The sequence below is a fragment of the Duganella sp. P38 genome (assembly GCF_050859475.1).
Classification (GTDB): Bacteria; Pseudomonadota; Gammaproteobacteria; order Burkholderiales; family Burkholderiaceae_D; genus Rugamonas.
This window is the reverse complement of the sequence record NZ_CP193936.1, coordinates 3,513,908-3,530,721: the sequence shown is the minus strand read 5'-3', so window position 1 is coordinate 3,530,721 and position 16,814 is coordinate 3,513,908. Positions and strand designations below refer to the sequence as shown.

Annotated in this window: 17 protein-coding genes; 9 read left to right on the top strand and 8 right to left on the bottom strand. The window is 65.1% G+C overall.

The genetic code is table 11. The features are described 5' to 3' along the window. Positions 1-46: 46 nt before the first annotated feature. From ACRQ5J_RS16360 to ACRQ5J_RS16345, 4 genes are read right to left on the bottom strand one after another with little or no spacing between them, the layout of a single operon-like run. Positions 47-811: a glycosyltransferase gene (locus ACRQ5J_RS16360; protein WP_432378062.1), complete on the bottom strand. Its 765-nt coding sequence runs from the start codon at positions 809-811 to the stop codon at positions 47-49. Continuing rightward, positions 808-1,410: a class I SAM-dependent methyltransferase gene (locus tag ACRQ5J_RS16355; RefSeq protein ID WP_432378060.1), complete on the bottom strand. Its 603-nt coding sequence runs from the start codon at positions 1,408-1,410 to the stop codon at positions 808-810. Before ACRQ5J_RS16355 ends, ACRQ5J_RS16360 begins: the two co-directional genes overlap by 4 nt. Then, entirely contained in the window at positions 1,407-2,201 is a 795-nt protein-coding gene (locus tag ACRQ5J_RS16350) for a PIG-L deacetylase family protein (protein ID WP_432378058.1), read from the bottom strand. Before ACRQ5J_RS16350 ends, ACRQ5J_RS16355 begins: the two co-directional genes overlap by 4 nt. Further along, positions 2,189-3,226, bottom strand: coding sequence for an acyl-CoA dehydrogenase family protein (locus ACRQ5J_RS16345; RefSeq protein WP_432383669.1), 1,038 nt, complete (start codon positions 3,224-3,226; stop codon positions 2,189-2,191). The genes ACRQ5J_RS16350 and ACRQ5J_RS16345 overlap by 13 nt, the downstream gene beginning before the upstream one ends. Before the next feature lie 146 nt (positions 3,227-3,372). Between ACRQ5J_RS16345 and ACRQ5J_RS16340 the strand changes: the two genes are divergently transcribed. From ACRQ5J_RS16340 to ACRQ5J_RS16320, 5 genes are read left to right on the top strand one after another with little or no spacing between them, the layout of a single operon-like run. After that, positions 3,373-3,606 (top strand): hypothetical protein, encoded by a 234-nt coding sequence (locus ACRQ5J_RS16340; RefSeq protein WP_432378056.1) that lies wholly within the window; start codon positions 3,373-3,375, stop codon positions 3,604-3,606. 1 nt (position 3,607) lies between these two features. Then, a complete protein-coding gene (locus ACRQ5J_RS16335) occupies positions 3,608-4,123 on the top strand; it encodes a (2Fe-2S)-binding protein (RefSeq protein ID WP_432378054.1) in 516 nt (171 codons plus the stop codon). After that, on the top strand, positions 4,120-5,142 hold the full coding sequence (locus ACRQ5J_RS16330) for an FAD binding domain-containing protein (RefSeq protein ID WP_432378052.1): 1,023 nt from the start codon (positions 4,120-4,122) through the stop codon (positions 5,140-5,142). Before ACRQ5J_RS16335 ends, ACRQ5J_RS16330 begins: the two co-directional genes overlap by 4 nt. Next, a complete protein-coding gene (locus ACRQ5J_RS16325; protein WP_432378050.1) occupies positions 5,126-7,405 on the top strand; it encodes a xanthine dehydrogenase family protein molybdopterin-binding subunit in 2,280 nt (759 codons plus the stop codon). Before ACRQ5J_RS16330 ends, ACRQ5J_RS16325 begins: the two co-directional genes overlap by 17 nt. 51 nt (positions 7,406-7,456) lie before the next feature. Continuing rightward, the gene (locus ACRQ5J_RS16320) at positions 7,457-9,532 is read left to right on the top strand and encodes a TonB-dependent siderophore receptor (RefSeq protein ID WP_432378048.1); all 2,076 of its coding nucleotides are present in this window, start codon (positions 7,457-7,459) and stop codon (positions 9,530-9,532) included. Positions 9,533-9,548: 16 nt separating this feature from the next. Here the strand turns inward: ACRQ5J_RS16320 and ACRQ5J_RS16315 are convergent, their stop codons facing one another. Next, the gene (locus ACRQ5J_RS16315; protein WP_432378046.1) at positions 9,549-10,448 is read right to left on the bottom strand and encodes a LysR family transcriptional regulator; all 900 of its coding nucleotides are present in this window, start codon (positions 10,446-10,448) and stop codon (positions 9,549-9,551) included. Positions 10,449-10,533: 85 nt separating this feature from the next. On the opposite strand from ACRQ5J_RS16315, the gene ACRQ5J_RS16310 reads away from it, so the two are divergent. Further along, positions 10,534-11,595, top strand: coding sequence for a tartrate dehydrogenase (locus ACRQ5J_RS16310; RefSeq protein WP_432378044.1), 1,062 nt, complete (start codon positions 10,534-10,536; stop codon positions 11,593-11,595). On the opposite strand, the gene ACRQ5J_RS16305 is transcribed toward ACRQ5J_RS16310, so the two are convergent. Next, complete coding sequence (locus ACRQ5J_RS16305; RefSeq protein WP_432378043.1) at positions 11,588-12,874, bottom strand: cation:proton antiporter; 1,287 nt, start codon at positions 12,872-12,874, stop codon at positions 11,588-11,590. The two genes, ACRQ5J_RS16310 and ACRQ5J_RS16305, sit on opposite strands and share 8 nt — an antisense overlap. Before the next feature lie 27 nt (positions 12,875-12,901). After that, positions 12,902-13,459, bottom strand: coding sequence for a flavin reductase family protein (locus tag ACRQ5J_RS16300; protein ID WP_432378041.1), 558 nt, complete (start codon positions 13,457-13,459; stop codon positions 12,902-12,904). 78 nt (positions 13,460-13,537) lie between these two features. Here ACRQ5J_RS16300 and ACRQ5J_RS16295 point away from each other — a divergent pair, with 78 nt between their 5' ends. From ACRQ5J_RS16295 to ACRQ5J_RS16285, 3 genes are all read left to right on the top strand, one after another. Further along, positions 13,538-13,972 (top strand): nuclear transport factor 2 family protein, encoded by a 435-nt coding sequence (locus tag ACRQ5J_RS16295; RefSeq protein ID WP_432378039.1) that lies wholly within the window; start codon positions 13,538-13,540, stop codon positions 13,970-13,972. Next, positions 13,933-14,658 carry a pentapeptide repeat-containing protein gene (locus ACRQ5J_RS16290; RefSeq protein ID WP_432378037.1) on the top strand — a complete coding sequence of 242 codons (726 nt, stop codon included), beginning with the start codon at positions 13,933-13,935 and terminating at the stop codon, positions 14,656-14,658. The genes ACRQ5J_RS16295 and ACRQ5J_RS16290 overlap by 40 nt, the downstream gene beginning before the upstream one ends. A 91-nt stretch (positions 14,659-14,749) precedes the next feature. Further along, a complete protein-coding gene (locus ACRQ5J_RS16285; protein ID WP_432378035.1) occupies positions 14,750-16,216 on the top strand; it encodes a pectate lyase family protein in 1,467 nt (488 codons plus the stop codon). Here ACRQ5J_RS16285 and ACRQ5J_RS16280 read toward each other — a convergent pair. Next, positions 16,203-16,754, bottom strand: coding sequence for a thioesterase family protein (locus tag ACRQ5J_RS16280; RefSeq protein WP_432378033.1), 552 nt, complete (start codon positions 16,752-16,754; stop codon positions 16,203-16,205). The two genes, ACRQ5J_RS16285 and ACRQ5J_RS16280, sit on opposite strands and share 14 nt — an antisense overlap. Between the last annotated feature and the right edge of the window lie 60 nt (positions 16,755-16,814).

Sequence of the window (16,814 nt, the reverse complement as noted above, 5' to 3'; positions counted from 1 at the left end):
GGCTACGTCCGGAAGTGCAATAGTACGATACTTTGCCCGGCCGGCGTCAAACGGGCGCTGCGGTGTCGGCGCTATCGCCTGGCACGTGCGTAACAGCGTGCGCCGCCACCCCGGCAGCACTGCAGGCGCTTTCGGCATAGCGTAGCAGGGTATCGCCGAAGCCGCCGCGCGCCTTGGCGTCGGTGCGGGCGCTGGTGGTCACGCGCGGCGCCGAGCTCCAGGCGAAACGCGCGCCGGCGCGTTTCAGGGCGGCGACCAGGGCCACGTCCTCGCTGCACGTCAGCGGTGCAAAGCCGCCGGCGCGCAGATAGGCGTCGGCGGCCACGCCCAGGTTGGCGCCGTGAATGTGCTGGTGGCCGTCGGCGTCGGTGTATCTGCCGTGGAAGTGTTGGCGCAACAGTTCGGCATTGTGCCGGTGCGGTGTCCAGTCGCCTACCGTGACGGTGCCGCACACCACGTCGACATTGAGCAGCAACTGTGCGGACAGCCATTGCGCCGACACCTCGGTGTCGGCATCGGTGAACGCCAGCCAGCGCGCTCCGCGCGCCAGCAGATGACGCGCACCCGCTGCCCGCGCCAAGCCGACATTGCGCGCGCGGAGCGCCAGCCAGCCGACCAGGCAGCGGCCGTCGTCGATGGCGGCGTGGCGCTCGACGATGGCGCGCGAGCCGTCAGTACAGCTGTCCAGCGCGACGGCGAGGTGTACCGCTTCGCCACGCAGCGCGGGATCGGCGGCGGCAATACGGGCCGAATGCAGGCAGGCGTCCAGGTAGCGCTCCTCGTTGTGGGCGGGAATGACGATGCCGATCACGCGGCCACTCCGTCGCGCTGCGCCACAGAGCGTGGACTGCACGACCACACATCGAGCAGAAAATCGGCTTCGTCATGGCGGGCGATGTTATGCAATTCGGGGCAGGCATCGAAGGCGCCGTGGATGGCGTCGGTATCCAGCTTGCGGTCAGAGAAGGGGCGGCGCCAGTGACACAGCACCAGCGCGCCGTCGCTGGACAGCGAGCGCACGGCATGTGAGCGCAGCTGGTGCAGCTCGGTCTCGGTCAGGTAGTAAGCCATCTCGCTAATCACGATCAGATCGAAGTTCGCTCCCGCCGGCCAGTCGATCGGCATGCGCTGGCAGCGCACCGAAACCTGGTTAAACGCGGCTGCCCCGACGCGCTTGCGGGCCAGTTGTACCGCGGCCGGCGACAAGTCGCTGGCGGTCACGCGGTCGGCGCGCCGCGCCAGCAGCGCGGTCAGCTCACCGTTGCCGCAGGCCGGCTCGAACACATTGCGATAGTGCGGCTCGGGCAGGCAGGCCAGCAGCATCGCGCGCTTGCGCTGCTCATACCAGCGCTGGCGTACCTGCCATGGATCGTCATCGCGTTCGTACAGTCGTTGAAAATGAGCGTTCATATGAAATAGATTTCGTAAGGATGCAGCAGGCGTTCCAGCACATGCCGCGGCAGAACGGCTGGTTGGCCCGAGCTGGGATCGTCATGCAGCTGGGTCTGGAAGCAGGCGACCGCTTGCTGTTTGCGTTGCAGGACGTCGGCGTCGAGCTCCAGCCGGCGCGCGTGCCGCCATGGCAGCCGCCGGTCGCCCGGCAGCGCCCAGTGCCAGCTCCATACCGGCATTTCGACCAATCTGGCATGGCAACTGCGCGTCGCCAGCGATGCCGCCAGGCCGCAAGCCTCGTGGTCCGGGTGGCCGTCCTTGCGCCAGGTGGTGAACACCACATCGCCCGGTTGCAGCAGCTGCAGCAGCAGCTTATGCAGCTCGTCCATGGCCACGCTTATCTGGCCGTCGCCGATCCGGGCGCGCAGGATATGCGGCGCGACGCCCAGCGCCTGCATGGCGGCGACGGTTTCCTGCGGCCGCAGCCGGGACAGCTCGGCGGGCGTCAGCAGCGTCGAACCGGGATGGCTGGCGTCGCCGTCGGTCACCGCCAGCAGGATGGTGTGCGTGCCTTGCGCGTGCAGCAGTTGCAGCAGGCCGCCGCAGGCCAGCACTTCGTCGTCCGGATGGGGCGCAACGATGATGGCGCGGCGGCGTGGCGGCACCAGTTCGGCGGCGGAGATGGATGGCAGGTAGCCGAGGCCGGGCCAGGCTTGCCAGTCGGCGTCCGGGGTACCGCGACCGGCGATAAGACGGTCGTGCGCCGCCGGCGCGTGGCCCTTGATATGCGGTTCACTCATAAAGCCCATGGCGGTTCCTCCAGTTGGGTGACCAGCGCGCCGAGCGAGGCGAGATCGCGCTCGGCGTGGCTCTGGCGCAGGAAGACCGGCAGGTCCGTGGCCAGCCGTGCGAAGCGCTCGTCGCGGCATAGCGGGCCGGCGCCCAGCGCGCGGGTGACATGGCGCAGCACATCGGCGGCAGCGTCTTCGACGGCGAGCCGCGCACGCATCGCCATCCGTCCGGCATAGGCGCCGCGCGCCTGATCGATAGCGCGCGCAGTGGCCCGCAGCAGGCTGGCGGCCCCGCCCAACGCAACCTCCACCGCGCCGAGATGCGCGAGACGGTGCGGGTCCGGCGGCGACGCCGTTGCCGATTCGCGGGTGGCGGCGTGCAAGTATCCGGCCAGCGCCTGGGCGGCGCCATACCAGCAGGCGGCGATACCCGCGCCGCCGTACCAGAAACCCGGCCGGGCAAGATATTCGCCCGGCTCGCCGACCACGACCGCCGGCGCGTCGTCGAACAACACGTCGACGCTGGCGGTATCCGCCATGCCGACCGCGCGCCAGCCGTCTTCCGTGATCGTCACGCCCGGCCCGCGCAGGGCCACCGCCGCCAGTTGCCGATGACCGCCGGCGTCCTGGCAGCTGACCAGCGCGTGACTCAGCACGGCTGCTCCGGAACACCATTGCTTGCGTCCCGCAAGCACGATTTGCCCATCGGCGGCGCGCCGCAGCACCACGCCCGCATCGCGCGATTCCGCGCACCACACGCCCCAGGAGGCGCCGGGATGCGCGGGGCCGCGCAGTTCATCGAGAATCGCCAGCGCATCGGTGTGGCTCTCGTATAACTTGGCCAGGCTCAGATCATGACGCGCCGCCAGCGCCAGGCATTGCCAGCGCTGCAGCGTGGCGCCGTGCCCCGGCAGCGGCAACTGGTCCTGCCCGGCGGCGATCAAGCGCGCCAGCTGTTCGCCAGCCGTCTGCGCGGGCGGCAGCCGGGCCAGCGCCTCGCCGAGGCTGTGCGCGGAAGCATATGGTAGGCGGTCGATTTTCATACGATGCATGATCGGCTTCCACTGTCGCGTTTGTCTGTTAGTGGGCGCACCCAACCTTCCGTGAGCACATGGCCGTGTGCTGCCGCACATACCGTTACCGGTCGATCGGCGATGCTGCAAGATCTGAATCAACCCGCTGAAAGCTCATGAACGATTGGATCGATCTGCTGCAATGGCCGGCCATGGTGGTGACGGTGCTGGCCGGGCTGCTGGTCGGCTCCAAGTCCGCGCCGCGACGCAAGACCGGTTTCTTCGCCTTCCTGCTCAGTAACGCACTGTGGATCGCCTGGGGATGGCACGACGACGCCTGGGCGCTGATCGCCTTGCAGCTTTGCCTGATCGTGACCAATGTGCGCGGCATCCTGAAAAACGAGGAGTGATATGCAATCACGCTATCCGATACGCCTGCGCCTGAATGGCGAAGCGCGCGAGTTTGAAGTCGAAGCATGGGTAACGCTGCTCGACCTGCTGCGCGAACGTGCCGGCCTGACCGGCACCAAGAAGGGCTGCGACCATGGCCAGTGCGGCGCCTGCACGGTGCTGGTCGGCGGGCGCCGCATCAACTCCTGCCTGACGCTGGCGGTCATGCAGGACGGCCAGGAGGTCACCACTGTCGAAGGCCTGGCTGACGGCGAACAGTTGCATCCGTTGCAGCAGGCTTTCATCGAGCACGACGCCTTCCAGTGCGGCTATTGCACTCCCGGGCAGCTGTGTTCCGCCGTGGGCCTGATGAACGAGGGACAGGCCCGCAGCGTCGACCAGGTGCGCGAGCTAATGAGCGGCAATATCTGCCGCTGCGGCGCCTATCCCGGCATCGTTGTCGCCGTTACCGAGGTGATGGGAATCGCAGCGCAGGACGAACGGCGGCCGTACGAGCCAGGCACGGTGCCGGCATGAATCCGGTCACCTACCTGCGCGCCGCCGACGCGGACCAGGCGCTGCACCACGCTGGCGATGGCGCGCGCATTATCGCCGGCGGCACCAATCTGCTGGATCTGATGAAGGAAGATGTGATGCGGCCGGCGGCGCTGGTCGACATCAACGGACTGGCGCTGGACGGCGTGGAGCAGACCGGGAACGGCGGCCTGCTGCTCGGCGCCACCGGCCGCAATGCGGATACCGCCTATCATCCGCTGGTGCGTGAGCAGTATCCGCTGCTGACGGCGGCCATACTGGCCGGCGCCTCGCCGCAGATCCGCAATATGGCCAGCAACGGCGGCAACCTGCTGCAACGTACGCGCTGCCACTACTTTTATGACGTCGCCACGCCGTGTAACAAGCGGCAGCCCGGCAGCGGCTGCGCCGCCATCGGCGGCCTGACACGCCAGCACGCGATCCTGGGCGCCAGCGGGCATTGCATCGCCGTCCATCCGTCCGACATGTGCGTGGCGCTGGCCGCGCTGGAGGCGGTGGTGCACGTGCGTTCGGCGCGCGGCCCCCGGCAGATTGCCTTTGCGGATTTCCACCGCCTGCCGGAAGATCAGCCGCATATCGACACCACACTGGCGGAAGACGAACTGATTACGCATATCGAGCTGCCGCCGGCAGCGCAATTCGCCGGCCATTCCAGCTATCTTAAGCTGCGCGACCGCGCCTCGTACGCGTTCGCGCTGGTATCGGTCGGCGCCATGCTGGACCTGGACCACAATGGCAAGGTGCGCGCGGCGCGCATCGCGCTGGGCGGCGTGGCGCATAAACCGTGGCGTGTGCCGGCCGCCGAGCAGCTGCTGGTCGGCCATGCGCCGACGGCGGACAGCTTTGCGCACGTCGCCAGCACGCTGCTGTTCGGCGCGCTGGGGCAGGGGCAGAACGACTTCAAGATCGCGCTGGCCAGGCGCGCCGTGGTGCGCGCGCTGGAACTGGCGGCGGCGGGGACTTACGACAATACAGGGAGCGAACGTGACGGATCTGATTGAAGCATTACGCACGCCGGTGGCGGACCAGGGCGCGGGCGCCGTCAGCATCGGCATGGCGGTGTCGCGCGTGGATGGCCGCGACAAGGTGACCGGCCAGGCGCACTACGCCGCCGAATATGCTGCCGAAGGGCTGCTGTACGGCGTGGTGGTCAGCAGCGCCATTCCTCGCGGGCGCATCCGCGCCATGCATACCGGGGCGGCGCTGGCGGCGCCCGGCGTGGTTGAGGTAATCACGCATCTGAACCGGCCGCGCATCCGCTCCTTCGACATCTTCTACAAGGACATGACCGCGCCTGGCGGCTCGCCGTTCCGCCCCCTGTATGACGACAAGATTCTCTATAGCGGGCAGCCTGTGGCGCTGGTGGTGGCGGAATCGTTCGAGGCGGCGCGCTACGCCGCGCGCCTGGTGGAAGTGGACTACGAGAGCGATCCGCATGCGACCTCGCTGCTGGAAAATCGTGAGCGCTCTTACAAGCCCGGACGCATGAAAGCCGGCTATACGCCGCCGCCCGACCCCAAAGGCCATGCGGACGAAGTGTGGGAAAAGGCGGCGATCCGCATCGAGGGCGAATACTACAGCGGCGTCGAACACCACAATCCGCTGGAGATGTTCGCCAGCACCGTGATCCGCGACGCCGACGGCCACCTGATCATCTACGACAAGACGCAAAGCTCGCAGAACAGCCGCTGGTATGTGTCGCATGTATTCGGGCTGTCCAAGGACAAGGTCACGGTGCGCAATCCCTATGTCGGCGGCGCCTTCGGCTCGGGCTTGCGCCCGCAGTACCAGCTGCCGCTGGCGGTGATGGCCGCGCTCAAGCTGGAGCGCTCCGTGCGCGTGGTGCTGACGCGCCAGCAGATGTTCACCTTTGGCCACCGGCCCGAAACGCTGCAGCGCGTGAAGCTGTCGGCCGATGCCGACGGCACGCTGACGTCCATTATCCACGAAGCGGTGGCGGAGACGTCGCGCATGGAAGATTACGTGGAGGTGGTGGTCAACTGGTCCGGCGAGTTGTACGCGTGCGAGCATGTGCGGCTTGGCTATCACCTGGTGGACCTGGATCACGCCAGCCCGATGGACATGCGCGCGCCTGGCGCCGCGCACGGCGTGCACGCGCTGGAGGTGGCGATGGACGAGTTGTCCTATGCCTTGAATATGGACCCGCTGGCGCTGCGCCTCAAAAACTACGCTGACATCGATCCCGCGCGCGGCCTGCCTTATTCGACCAAGGAGCTGCGCGCCTGCTACGAGCAGGGCGCCCGGCGCTTCGGCTGGGACAAGCGCCCGCTGGCGCCCGGCAGCATGCGCGAGGGCCGAGAGCTGGTCGGCTGGGGCATGGCGACCGGCGTGTGGGATGCGATGCAGATGTTCGCGCGCGCCAGCGCCGTGCTGCACGCCGACGGCACGCTGGTGGTCAGCAGCGCGGCCAGCGATATCGGCACCGGCACCTATACCGCGATGAGCATCATCGCAGCCGACGCCATGGGTTTGCCGCTGGAGAAGGTGCGCTTCCAGCTGGGCGACTCGACACTGCCCGTGGCGCCGATCGAGGGCGGCTCTTCGCACGTGGCGACAGTCGGCTCGGCGGTGCAGGGCGTGTGCGAAAAGCTGCAAAAGACGCTGTTCAAGCTGGCGAAGCAGCTGCCGTCGTCGCCGCTGGCCAAGGCGCGCTTTGCCGACATCGAGTTCGCATCAGGCCAGATACGGCTGGCGGGGCGTCCCGACACCGCGATTTCGCTGGTAGGCGTTATGGCCGCCAGCGAAACCGCGAAGATCGAGGAAAAGTACCTGATGCTGCCGAATATGCTGAAGCAGATGAAGTACCAGCGCTCCACCCATTCGGCGGTGTTCGTCGAGGTGCGTGTCGATCCGGAGTTCGGCACGGTGCGGGTGACGCGCGTTGTCAGCGCCATCGCGGCCGGCCGCATCATCAGCGCCAAGACAGCGCGCAGTCAGATCATCGGCGGCGTGGTTTGGGGCATTGGCCAGGCGCTGCACGAGGAAACCCATTGCGATCACGGACTCGGACGTTTTATGAATCATAACCTGGCCGAGTATCACGTGTCGGTGAACGCGGACATTCACGAGATCGATGTCATCTTCGTGCAGGAGGACGACCGCATCGTCAGCCGCATCGGCGCCAAGGGAGTGGGGGAGATCGGGCTGGTGGGCGTTTCCGCCGCGATCAGCAATGCCATCTATCACGCCACCGGGCGCCGGGTCCGCAGTACACCGATGACACCCGAAAAAGTAATGCAATAGAATTGCATTTGTGTATAATGCAGCCGACTTGCATTTGCTAACGGAGTTTTCATGTCGGTTGTACGTTTCTCGCGCCTGGCGGCGTGTCTTGCCGCCGCCTATCCATTTTTCGCCCTGGCGGATGACGTTGTGGAGATTGTCGGCGCGCGCCAGCCCTATCGCAGCCTGTCCGCCACCGGGGCCACCAAGACCGAAACCGACCTGAAAGACCTGCCGCAGAGCGCCCGCGTGCTGACCGCCGACATGCTACGCGATGCGGGCGTTAGCCGTTTCGCCGATGCTTTGGACCTGGGCAGCGGCATTTCACGCCAGAGCAATTTCGGCGGCGTGTGGGACAGCTATGCGGTGCGCGGCTTCACCGGCGATCCAAGCTATGGCTCCGATTTTCTGGTGAACGGCTTCAGCTCCAGCCGGGGCTATAACGGCATGCGCGACAGCGCCAATGTCAGCAGCATCGAGATCCTGAAAGGCCCGGCAGCGGCGCTGTACGGGCGCGGCGAGCCGGGCGGAATTGTCAATATCACCACCAAGAAGCCCTTGTTTCAGCCGTCCTACACCTTGAGCCAGTCGCTGTCCACGCACGATACCTGGCGCACAGCGGTGGACCTCACCGGGCCTTTGAGCGAGCGCGTGGCGTACCGGCTGAATGGCGTCTACGAAAAGGGCGATAGCTATCGAGACACCTTGTCGTCGAAACGCCATATGGTGTCGCCATCGGTGATCTGGCGCCTGTCCGACAACACCACGCTGTCGTATGAGCTTGAGGCCTTTGAACAGCAGGCCTATTTTGACCGCGGCGTGGTGGCGGTGAAGGGCGTGCTGGGACTGATCCCGAATTCGCGCTTCCTCGGCGAGAAGTCCGACGGCCCGATGACCGTCAAGTCCACCGGCCACCAGCTGTTCGTTCAGCATGACTTCAATAACGGCTGGTCGCTGCAAAGCGGCCTGTCCTACCGCAGCAGCGAAATGGTCGGTTTTTCGAGCGAGGCGTCGGCCTTGCAGGCGGACGGCCGCACGCTCTGGCGCCAGCGCCGTTACCGCGATTTCTCGGCGCAGGACTGGTCGGGGCGCGTCGAGTTGCTGGGCAAGGTAGGCATGCACCATGTGCTGGTCGGCGTGGACGGCTACCGCTTCATCGACGACCGCCTGCAACTGCGCAAGAGCCCCAACGCCGGCGCGCCTTACGCCATCGATATTTATGCGCCGGTGTACGGCGGCGCGCAGCCGACCGCGCTCGGACCTTCGATCAACACCCGCGAGCAGCAGTGGCAGACCGCGATTTACGCGCAGGACCAGATCGACCTGAGCACACAGTGGAAGGCGCTGATCGGCGTGCGCCGCGACTCGTATCGCCAGACCATCACCAACCATAACCGCGCCGGCCTGCAAAACCACCAGTCGCTGGAAACCACCAGTCCGCGCGCCGGCATCGTCTACCAGCCGGACCGGCAGGTGTCGCTGTACGCGTCGGCCGGCAAGTCGTTCCGGCCGAATAGCGGCATCGGCATCAATAACGAGTCCTTCCCGGCCGAGACCAGTCGCGCCTACGAGGCGGGCGTGAAGTTCGACACCGCCGATGCGAAAATCAGCAGCACGCTGGCGCTGTACTCGATCAGGAAGGACAATGTGCTGACGGTGAATCCGCTCGACACCAACTTCTCGCTGGCCGCCGGTGAAGTCGGCAGCAAGGGCGTGGAGCTGGACGTGGCGGGCGAGATCGCCCGCCAGCTGCAATTGTCCTTGTCGTATGCCTACACCGACGCCAAGGTACTGCGCGATAACGTGCTGGCGGTCGGCGGCCGCCTGGCGAACGTGCCGAAACAGGCGGCGAATGTAATGCTGGTGCGCGACTTCAGCCTGGGCGGCGGCGCGCGCGCTTCGTTCGGCGGCGGCGCCAATTATGTCGGCGAGCGCAATGGCGATGTCGCCATCAGCAGCACGTTCAAGCTGCCGGCTTATACCACGGCCAAGCTGGTGTCGTCGTATTCGCCGTCGAAGAAGCTGCGCATTTCGCTGGATATCGATAATCTCTTCGACAAGGTCTACTACCCAAGCTCGTATCAGCAAACGTGGGTGGCGCCGGGCGAAGACCGCCGCGTAACGCTGAAGGTCGAGTACAAACTGTAAGCGCGCTTGCGCGGCGCTAGTCCCGGGCCAGCTGCTGCTCCAGAAATTCGACGCATACCCGCACCTTGGCCGATCCTGCCAGGCGTTGCGGATAGACCGCCCACACGTTGGCGCTCTGCGCGTACTGGGGCAGTACCTGTACCAGTTCGCCGCTGCGCAGGTGCGGCGCGGCGTCCCAGTGCGAACGCAGCACGATACCCGCGCCGGCAACCGCCCATTGCAGCGCTATCTCGCCATGGTTGGCTGACAGCGAGCCGGTGACCTTCACGGTTTCCTCCGGCCCGCCGGTATTCCGCAACGACCACACTCCGAACGGCATGTCGCGCTCCTTGATAGGCAGGCAGTTATGGCTGGCCAGGTCCTGCAAGCTGCGCGGCGCGCCATGCTGGCGCAGATAGGCCGGCGCGGCGCACAGGATGCGGTGATTGGGCATTAGCTTGCGGGCGATCATATTCGGCGCGATCTCGTCGCCGATGCGCACGTCGAGGTCAAAGCCCTCGGAGACGATATCGACCAGCCGGTCGAACACTTCAAAGCGCACCTGCAACGCGGGATGCGCCGCCACCAGCCGCGCCACCACCGGCGCCACCACGTTGCGGCCGAAACCGAAGCTGCTGCAAATGCGCAGCTGGCCGCGCGGCAGCTCGCGGCGCTCCGCCACTTCGTGCAGCAGGCTGTCGAGGTTTTCCAGGATGGTCATGGCGTGGGCATAGACCTTTTCGCCATCCTCGCTGATGATGACCCGGCGCGTGGTGCGGTGGAACAGGCGCACGCCCAGCATTCGTTCCAGCACGCCGATACGCTTGCTGACATAGGCGGGCGACATGCCGAGTTCCTCGGCGGCCGCCGCAAAGCTGGCCTTGCGCGCGGCGGTCGCGAATACGCGAAGATCTTCGTTATCGATGCGTTTGACCACGATTCGTGTTCTATGGATTTACATATCCGGCGATTATAAACGACGAGGATGGGTTTATGCTGTGGCTTTGCATGAGGGGGAATCCATGAAAGTACACAAAATCGCGGTGCTGGCCGGCGACGGCATCGGCAAGGAAGTCATGCCCGAAGGGATGCGCGCGGTGGAAGCGGCTGCGCGCCGTTTCAATTTCGGCATCGAGTGGACCAGCTTTGAGTGGCCGAGCTGCGACTACTATCTGAAGCACGGCAAGATGATGCCGGACGACTGGATGGCGCAGCTGAAGGGCTTCGACGCGTTGTTCTTCGGCGCGGTGGGCTGGCCGGACACGGTGCCGGACCACGTGTCGCTGTGGGGATCGCTGATCAAGTTCCGCCGCCAGTTCGACCAGTACGTCAACCTGCGGCCGGTGCGCCTGCTGCCCGGCGTGCCTTGCCCGCTGGCGAACAAGCAGCCCGGCGATATCGATATGTACATCGTGCGCGAGAACACCGAGGGCGAATATTCGAGCGTCGGCGGCCGCATGTTCGAGGGCACCGAGCGCGAGTTCGTGCTGCAGGAAGCCGTCTTCACCCGCACCGGCGTGGACCGCGTGGTGAAGTTTGCGTTTGAACTGGCGCAAAAGCGGCCGAAGAAGCATCTGACCTCGGCCACCAAGTCGAACGGCATCTCGATCAGCATGCCGTACTGGGACGAGCGTGTGGATGCGCTGGGCCGCGGCTACCCGGACGTCAGGCACGACAAGTACCACATCGATATCCTGACGGCGCGCTTCGTGCTGTCGCCGGAGCGTTTCGACGTGGTGGTGGCGTCCAACCTGTTCGGCGACATCCTGTCCGACCTTGGTCCCGCATGCGCGGGCACCATCGGCATCGCGCCCTCGGCCAACCTGAATCCGGAGCGCACCTTCCCGTCGTTGTTCGAGCCGGTGCATGGCTCGGCGCCGGACATCTACGGGCGGAATATCGCCAATCCGATCGCCATGATCTGGTGCGGCGCGATGATGCTGGACTTCCTCGGCCACAGCGATGCGCACGACGCCATCGTCGCAGCCGTCGAGCGCTGCCTGGTCGAGGGACCGCGCACGCCGGACATGGGCGGCGGCGCCAGCACCACCGAAGTGGGCAGCGCGATCGCGTCGCTCATTTAGTATCGATCAGCGGCTTCACGCTGAAGCCGTGGATCAGGATCGACAGCATGATTACGCCCAGGGCAATGCCGGTGAGCTGGCTGGAGATGTTGGCCGGCAGCCCGGCCTCGATGGCGTAGACCAGGTAGAAGATGGAACCGATGCCGCGCACGCCGAACCAGCCGATCAGGGCGCGCATGCGCTTGCCGGTGCCGCTGCCCATCAGGCCAATGTACACCGCCAGCGGCCGCGCCACCACGAAAAGGAAGGCGGCGACGCCGATGGTTTCGTAGGGCAGGTCGCTCAGCGAGATCATGCCGCCCAACAGCAGCACCAGCGTCAGCTCGGACAGGCGTTCGAGATGTTCCTTGAACACCAGTGCTTCGGCGCTGACCACCAGCGGCACGTTCTTGTTTTCGCTAGCCTGCGCCACTTCCGACTTGGCCAGTTCCGGCTCGCGCAGGCCATGGTCGTCCTTGGGGGCGCCGGCCAGCTTCAGCTCCGTCTGGCGCAGCGCCACGGCGGCGAAGAACACGGCCAGGAAGCCGGAGGCCTTGATCAGGCTCGCCACGCTGAACACGATCGCAATCAGTCCGAGGCCGACCAGATCGTCCATGATTTCGTGGCGCGGCTCCAGCACGCGCAGGCGCCAGCCCAGGCGCGCCAGTCCCGCGCCGGCGGCGATGCCGACCGCGATGGCGGCGCCGGTGGCCCACAGCACATCGACCAGCAGCCATTGCACCAGATGGTCGCCGGCTTCGCCCATGTGCAGCATGCCAAGGCCCAGCAGCACAAACGGGAAGGCGCTGCCGTCGTTCATGCCGGCCTCGCAGGTGAGGTTGAAGCGCAGCTCGTCCTTGTCGCCCGGATGGCGCACTTGCACGTCGGTGGCCAGCACCGGGTCGGTCGGCGCCAGTATGCCGCCCAGCAGAACGGCCGCACCGGGCGGCAGGTGCAGCACGTAGTAGCCGAACAGCGCCACCAGTCCTACCGTCAGCGTCATCGACACCCATGCCAGCCGCAGCGGCGCGTTCCAGCGCGACAGGTTGAACGGCACCGGCATCTTGATCCCGGCCGAGAACAGGGAAATCAGCAGCGCCACTTCGGCCAGCATCTCCAGCAGTTCGGATTCCTTGGCGGGATCGAAGTTGAACAGGTTAAGGCAGCTGGGACCAAGCAGCAGGCCGACGCCAAGGTAGACGATGGCCGAGGTGAACGGCGAGCGCGAGATCGTCGTCGCCGCCAGGCCGCGCGCCAGCATCAGCAGGCCAATCAGCAAAAACCATTGGTTGGGACTCATCGCGTCTCCTGTGCCGCCGGCGCGGCATTAGCGGCGCTGGTTGGGATAGCGGTCCAGCGTGGCGATCTCGCGGCCGGACACCATGAATTCGCCGTCGCCGCGATAGTGCAGCGTCTTGGGCAGCCGGGGCGACGAGGCGGCATGCGCGCGCACCACCTGCCATACGAACAGCGGATGGTTGGGATTGGGCTGCGCGTTGGCCAGCCGGCACTCGAAGCTGGCGTAGCATTCGGCGATCAGCGGCGCCGCCACTTCCTCGCCCGCTACGGCAGTCAGGCCGAAGAGGGCGAATTTTTCGGTGTCGGCGCCGCTGCAATTGCCGATGCCGATGACCTGTTCCAGCAGGTCTGCGGTGGGCAGGTTGATGACGCATTCGCCGCTATTGACGACCATGTCATAGCTATGGTTGCTCTCGTCGATATAGCAACCGAAGAGCGCCGGCTCGAAGCCGATCATCATATGCCATCCCATCGTCATGATATTCGTCTTGCCCTGCCACGCAGAACTGACCAGCACCACCGGCCCAGGTTCCAGCAGGCGGCGGACATTGGCCACATCAAAGGGCTGCTTGCGGTATTTTCTCATCATGGTGAAAGGTTACTGGCGATTCGTGACGAAGTCTGTGGGATAGGGCACCGTGTAGCGGTTATACTCCGTGGCACCATGAAGAAAATACTGCTTTCCGTGCTGGCCGCGCTGCCTCTGCTGGTGTCCGCCGCGCCGTGCCTGCCGCCCGAGGCGCTGGTCAAACTTGATACGCAATATGAGGAGGCGTTGCGGGTGGGCGATGTGGCCTTCCTGCGCTCGCTGCTGGCCGACGACTACGTGTGGGTGCATACGCTGGGCACGCAAATCGAAACGCGCGACATTTTGTTGGCGCGGCTGGCCAGGCCGGTGATATATAAATCGCGCGCCACCAGCGATGTGCATGTGCATGTTCAGGACGACACCTCGGTGGTGCGCGGCGTGAGCACCACCGAGCAGTGGAATCCCGATGGCGCCACCTTTCGCAGCAACCGTTATCAGTTCATGCGCACGTATGTGAGTGTGGCGGGACAATGCAAGCTGCTGTCTGTACAAACAATGAATCTGAAGTGATGAGTGATGTGAATACCGACGCCGTTTCCGGCGTGGCGCTGACGCGCGCCGAACTGGAAGACCATCTGGCGCAAGGCGTGCGCCGTTTCGAGAATTGCGCTTTCGATGATGAGGACTTGTCGCGCCTTGATTTGCAAGGCGTGGTTTTTGAACGCTGCACGTTCACCGGCGCCACGCTGTTCGCCTGCAAGCTGGCGCGTTCGCGTTGGCTGCGCTGCCGCGCCGGCGGCGCCGATCTGGAATCGGTCGATGCCGTCGATGCACGCTTCGATGGCTGCGACCTGAATAACGCCAAGTGGCGCCGCGCCAAACTGGCGTCAGCCGCTTTCCATGGCTGCAAGCTGACCGGTGCTTCGTTCGAAGAGGTGGCTCACCTGGGGATCCACTTCGACGAATGCCTGCTGGTGGGGGCGGACATGCGCGGCTTCTCGTTCCGCAAGGCGGTGCTGAAGGAGCTGGATTTTTCAGAGGCCTATCTCTCCGGCTGCGATTTCCGGGACGCGGTGTTCGAGGGCGGCAGCCTGCGGAATGCGGTGCTCAAGCTGGCGAAATTCCAGGGAGCCGATCTGCGTTCGGCCAATATCGAAGGCGTGAAACTGAGTGAGGCCGGTTTGTTCAAGGGCGCGGTTATTTCGCACGGGCAGGCGGCTGGCTTTATGCGCGAGCTAGATCTGATTGTTATATAAGCAGTTTCATTTTTCATATGTTGCCCATTGGCAATTGTGTTAGAGTTGAATTTCAATTCTGATATTGTTGCGGGTTTTTTAAAGGGGAACTATGAATAAAACGATAATGGGCGCGGCCTTGGCTGTGCTGTTCGCAGGCGGCGCGCATGCGGCCGATTGGCCGAGCGGCTTTTCCAAGTGTGCGGCGCAGGGTGATACCTGCAAGGTTGGCGCCAGCGCGCGGCAGGTTTCGTTTGGCATCAAGGATAAATGGGTGGTTCAGACCTTGTCCGGCGATGTCGCCTGCACGGTTGCCGCTTTTGGTTCTGACCCATATCCGGGCAAGGACAAGAAGTGCGCAGTCGGGCCGCTGAGCGCTACCCCGACACCGACCCCGACACCGACCCCGACACCGACACCGACACCGGCGCCAACGCCAACGCCGACGCCGACGCCGACGCCGACGCCTGCGCCGGGCGGCGACGCCACCTACGAAGCCGCGCCGGCGGCCGGCTGGGCGGGGCAGAACGGCGGCACCAGCGGCGGCGCGGCGGCTGCGTCGACGGCAATCTACAAAGTCAGCTCCGCCGCACAACTGGTCGCCGCGATCAAGGCGCAGGGCGACAAGCCGAAAATCATCAAACTGTACGGCACCATCGACCAGACGGCAGCCGACAACGGCGGCCCATACAAGAACACCACCGACCAGGCGGCGCGCTTGCAGATCAAATTGGGCAGCAACACCACGCTGATCGGCATGGGCAGCGACACAAAGCTGGTCAACGCCAACATCGTCATCAACGGCGTGGAGAACGTCATCGTGCGTAACCTGAACATTCAGGCGCCATGCGACATCGCGCCGGTATGGGACCCGGACGACGGCAGTGCCGGCAACTGGAACTCGGAATACGACGGCATCACGGTGCTGGCGTCAAAGAACGTCTGGATCGACCACAACGCCTTTACCGACGCGCCGATGACCGACGACAAACTGCCAACCGCGAACGGCCGCCTGAAGCAATGCCACGATGGCGCGCTGGATGTAAAGAACGGATCGGACTACGTCACCATCTCCAACAACCGCTTCGAGCTGCATCAGAAAAATAACCTGATCGGCTCCTCGGACTCGCGCACCACGGACGATGGCCATCTGACCGTCACCTTCGTCGGCAACCACTTCCTCAACGTCAGTGAGCGCGCCCCGCGTGTCCGCTTCGGCAAGGTCCACATCTACAACAACTACTTCGAGGGCAGCCGCTCGCACGCCGTGTATCCGCACCATTACAGCATCGGGGTCGGCTACCTGGCCAAGATCATCTCGCAGAACAATGCTTTCGATGTGGCTGGCGCCAGCAGCTGCACGCAGATCGTCACCAATCCCGGCTCGTCGAGCAAAAAGGGCGCCATCGTGGACAGTGGCTCGCTGCTGAACGGTGCGCCGCTGGACGTGGCGGGCAAGTGCAGCTTCAGCAACGCCGTCGGCTGGACCGTGCCGTACGCCGTGAAGGCGCTGGATGCGGGCGCCGTCAAGGCATCGGTGCTGAACAATGCCGGCACCGGCAAAATCAGCGTGAAGTAGAACCTTCCTCTTCACGCAACTGCGTGCTCATGCCGTCGCAGCTCTCCGACCATGCCGTCAGCCATGATGGCATGGCCGGAGACTGCTCCGGCAGGCCAAGGTCGCGCACGATATCGGCCGGCGGCACCGTGCCGGCGGCCGAGCGGAACACGCCGCGCATCACCACGGTGCCGGCGACACGGCCATCCTTGACGAAACGGTGTTCGAGGAAGCTCCACTTCTCATCCCAGCCCAGCATGCGGGTGTGGATTTCAAATGTCTCAAACAGTTTCAGCTCGCGGCGGAACTTGCCCCAGGCATCGCCGACGATGGGCACGGCCTTGCGACGCAGCGCCGTGCGGAAGGCGCCGGTGCGCAGCACGTAATCCATGCGGCCAATGTCGGCCAGCGTGAAGTAGCGGCCATTGGTGACGTGGCGGTTGAGGTCCAGGTCCAGCGGCCATACGCGCAGGCGTATCACCGTGGTGGAAAACGGGTCGGCGGGCTTGCGCCACGGACGCTTGAGCAGCATCCAGATCAGTCGGAACCAGAGATTCATGGTGTATAGGTGAGTAGAGGATCGCCACCACTATAGACGATGCGATTCTGTTAAGGTAGG

What these genes read in the sequence shown, in the direction of transcription:
- ACRQ5J_RS16295 (WP_432378039.1), top strand. Translation starts at nt 13,538, where the DNA reads ATGAAGAAAATACTGCTTTCCGTGCTGGCCGCGCTGCCTCTGCTGGTG.
- ACRQ5J_RS16285 (WP_432378035.1), top strand. Translation starts at nt 14,750, where the DNA reads ATGAATAAAACGATAATGGGCGCGGCCTTGGCTGTGCTGTTCGCAGGC.
- ACRQ5J_RS16340 (WP_432378056.1), top strand. Translation starts at nt 3,373, where the DNA reads ATGAACGATTGGATCGATCTGCTGCAATGGCCGGCCATGGTGGTGACG.
- ACRQ5J_RS16330 (WP_432378052.1), top strand. Translation starts at nt 4,120, where the DNA reads ATGAATCCGGTCACCTACCTGCGCGCCGCCGACGCGGACCAGGCGCTG.
- ACRQ5J_RS16280 (WP_432378033.1), bottom strand. Translation starts at nt 16,754, where the DNA reads ATGAATCTCTGGTTCCGACTGATCTGGATGCTGCTCAAGCGTCCGTGG.
- ACRQ5J_RS16290 (WP_432378037.1), top strand. Translation starts at nt 13,933, where the DNA reads ATGCAAGCTGCTGTCTGTACAAACAATGAATCTGAAGTGATGAGTGAT.
- ACRQ5J_RS16355 (WP_432378060.1), bottom strand. Translation starts at nt 1,410, where the DNA reads ATGAACGCTCATTTTCAACGACTGTACGAACGCGATGACGATCCATGG.
- ACRQ5J_RS16345 (WP_432383669.1), bottom strand. Translation starts at nt 3,226, where the DNA reads ATGAAAATCGACCGCCTACCATATGCTTCCGCGCACAGCCTCGGCGAG.
- ACRQ5J_RS16335 (WP_432378054.1), top strand. Translation starts at nt 3,608, where the DNA reads ATGCAATCACGCTATCCGATACGCCTGCGCCTGAATGGCGAAGCGCGC.
- ACRQ5J_RS16320 (WP_432378048.1), top strand. Translation starts at nt 7,457, where the DNA reads ATGTCGGTTGTACGTTTCTCGCGCCTGGCGGCGTGTCTTGCCGCCGCC.
- ACRQ5J_RS16310 (WP_432378044.1), top strand. Translation starts at nt 10,534, where the DNA reads ATGAAAGTACACAAAATCGCGGTGCTGGCCGGCGACGGCATCGGCAAG.
- ACRQ5J_RS16300 (WP_432378041.1), bottom strand. Translation starts at nt 13,459, where the DNA reads ATGAGAAAATACCGCAAGCAGCCCTTTGATGTGGCCAATGTCCGCCGC.
- ACRQ5J_RS16305 (WP_432378043.1), bottom strand. Translation starts at nt 12,874, where the DNA reads ATGAGTCCCAACCAATGGTTTTTGCTGATTGGCCTGCTGATGCTGGCG.
- ACRQ5J_RS16350 (WP_432378058.1), bottom strand. Translation starts at nt 2,201, where the DNA reads ATGGGCTTTATGAGTGAACCGCATATCAAGGGCCACGCGCCGGCGGCG.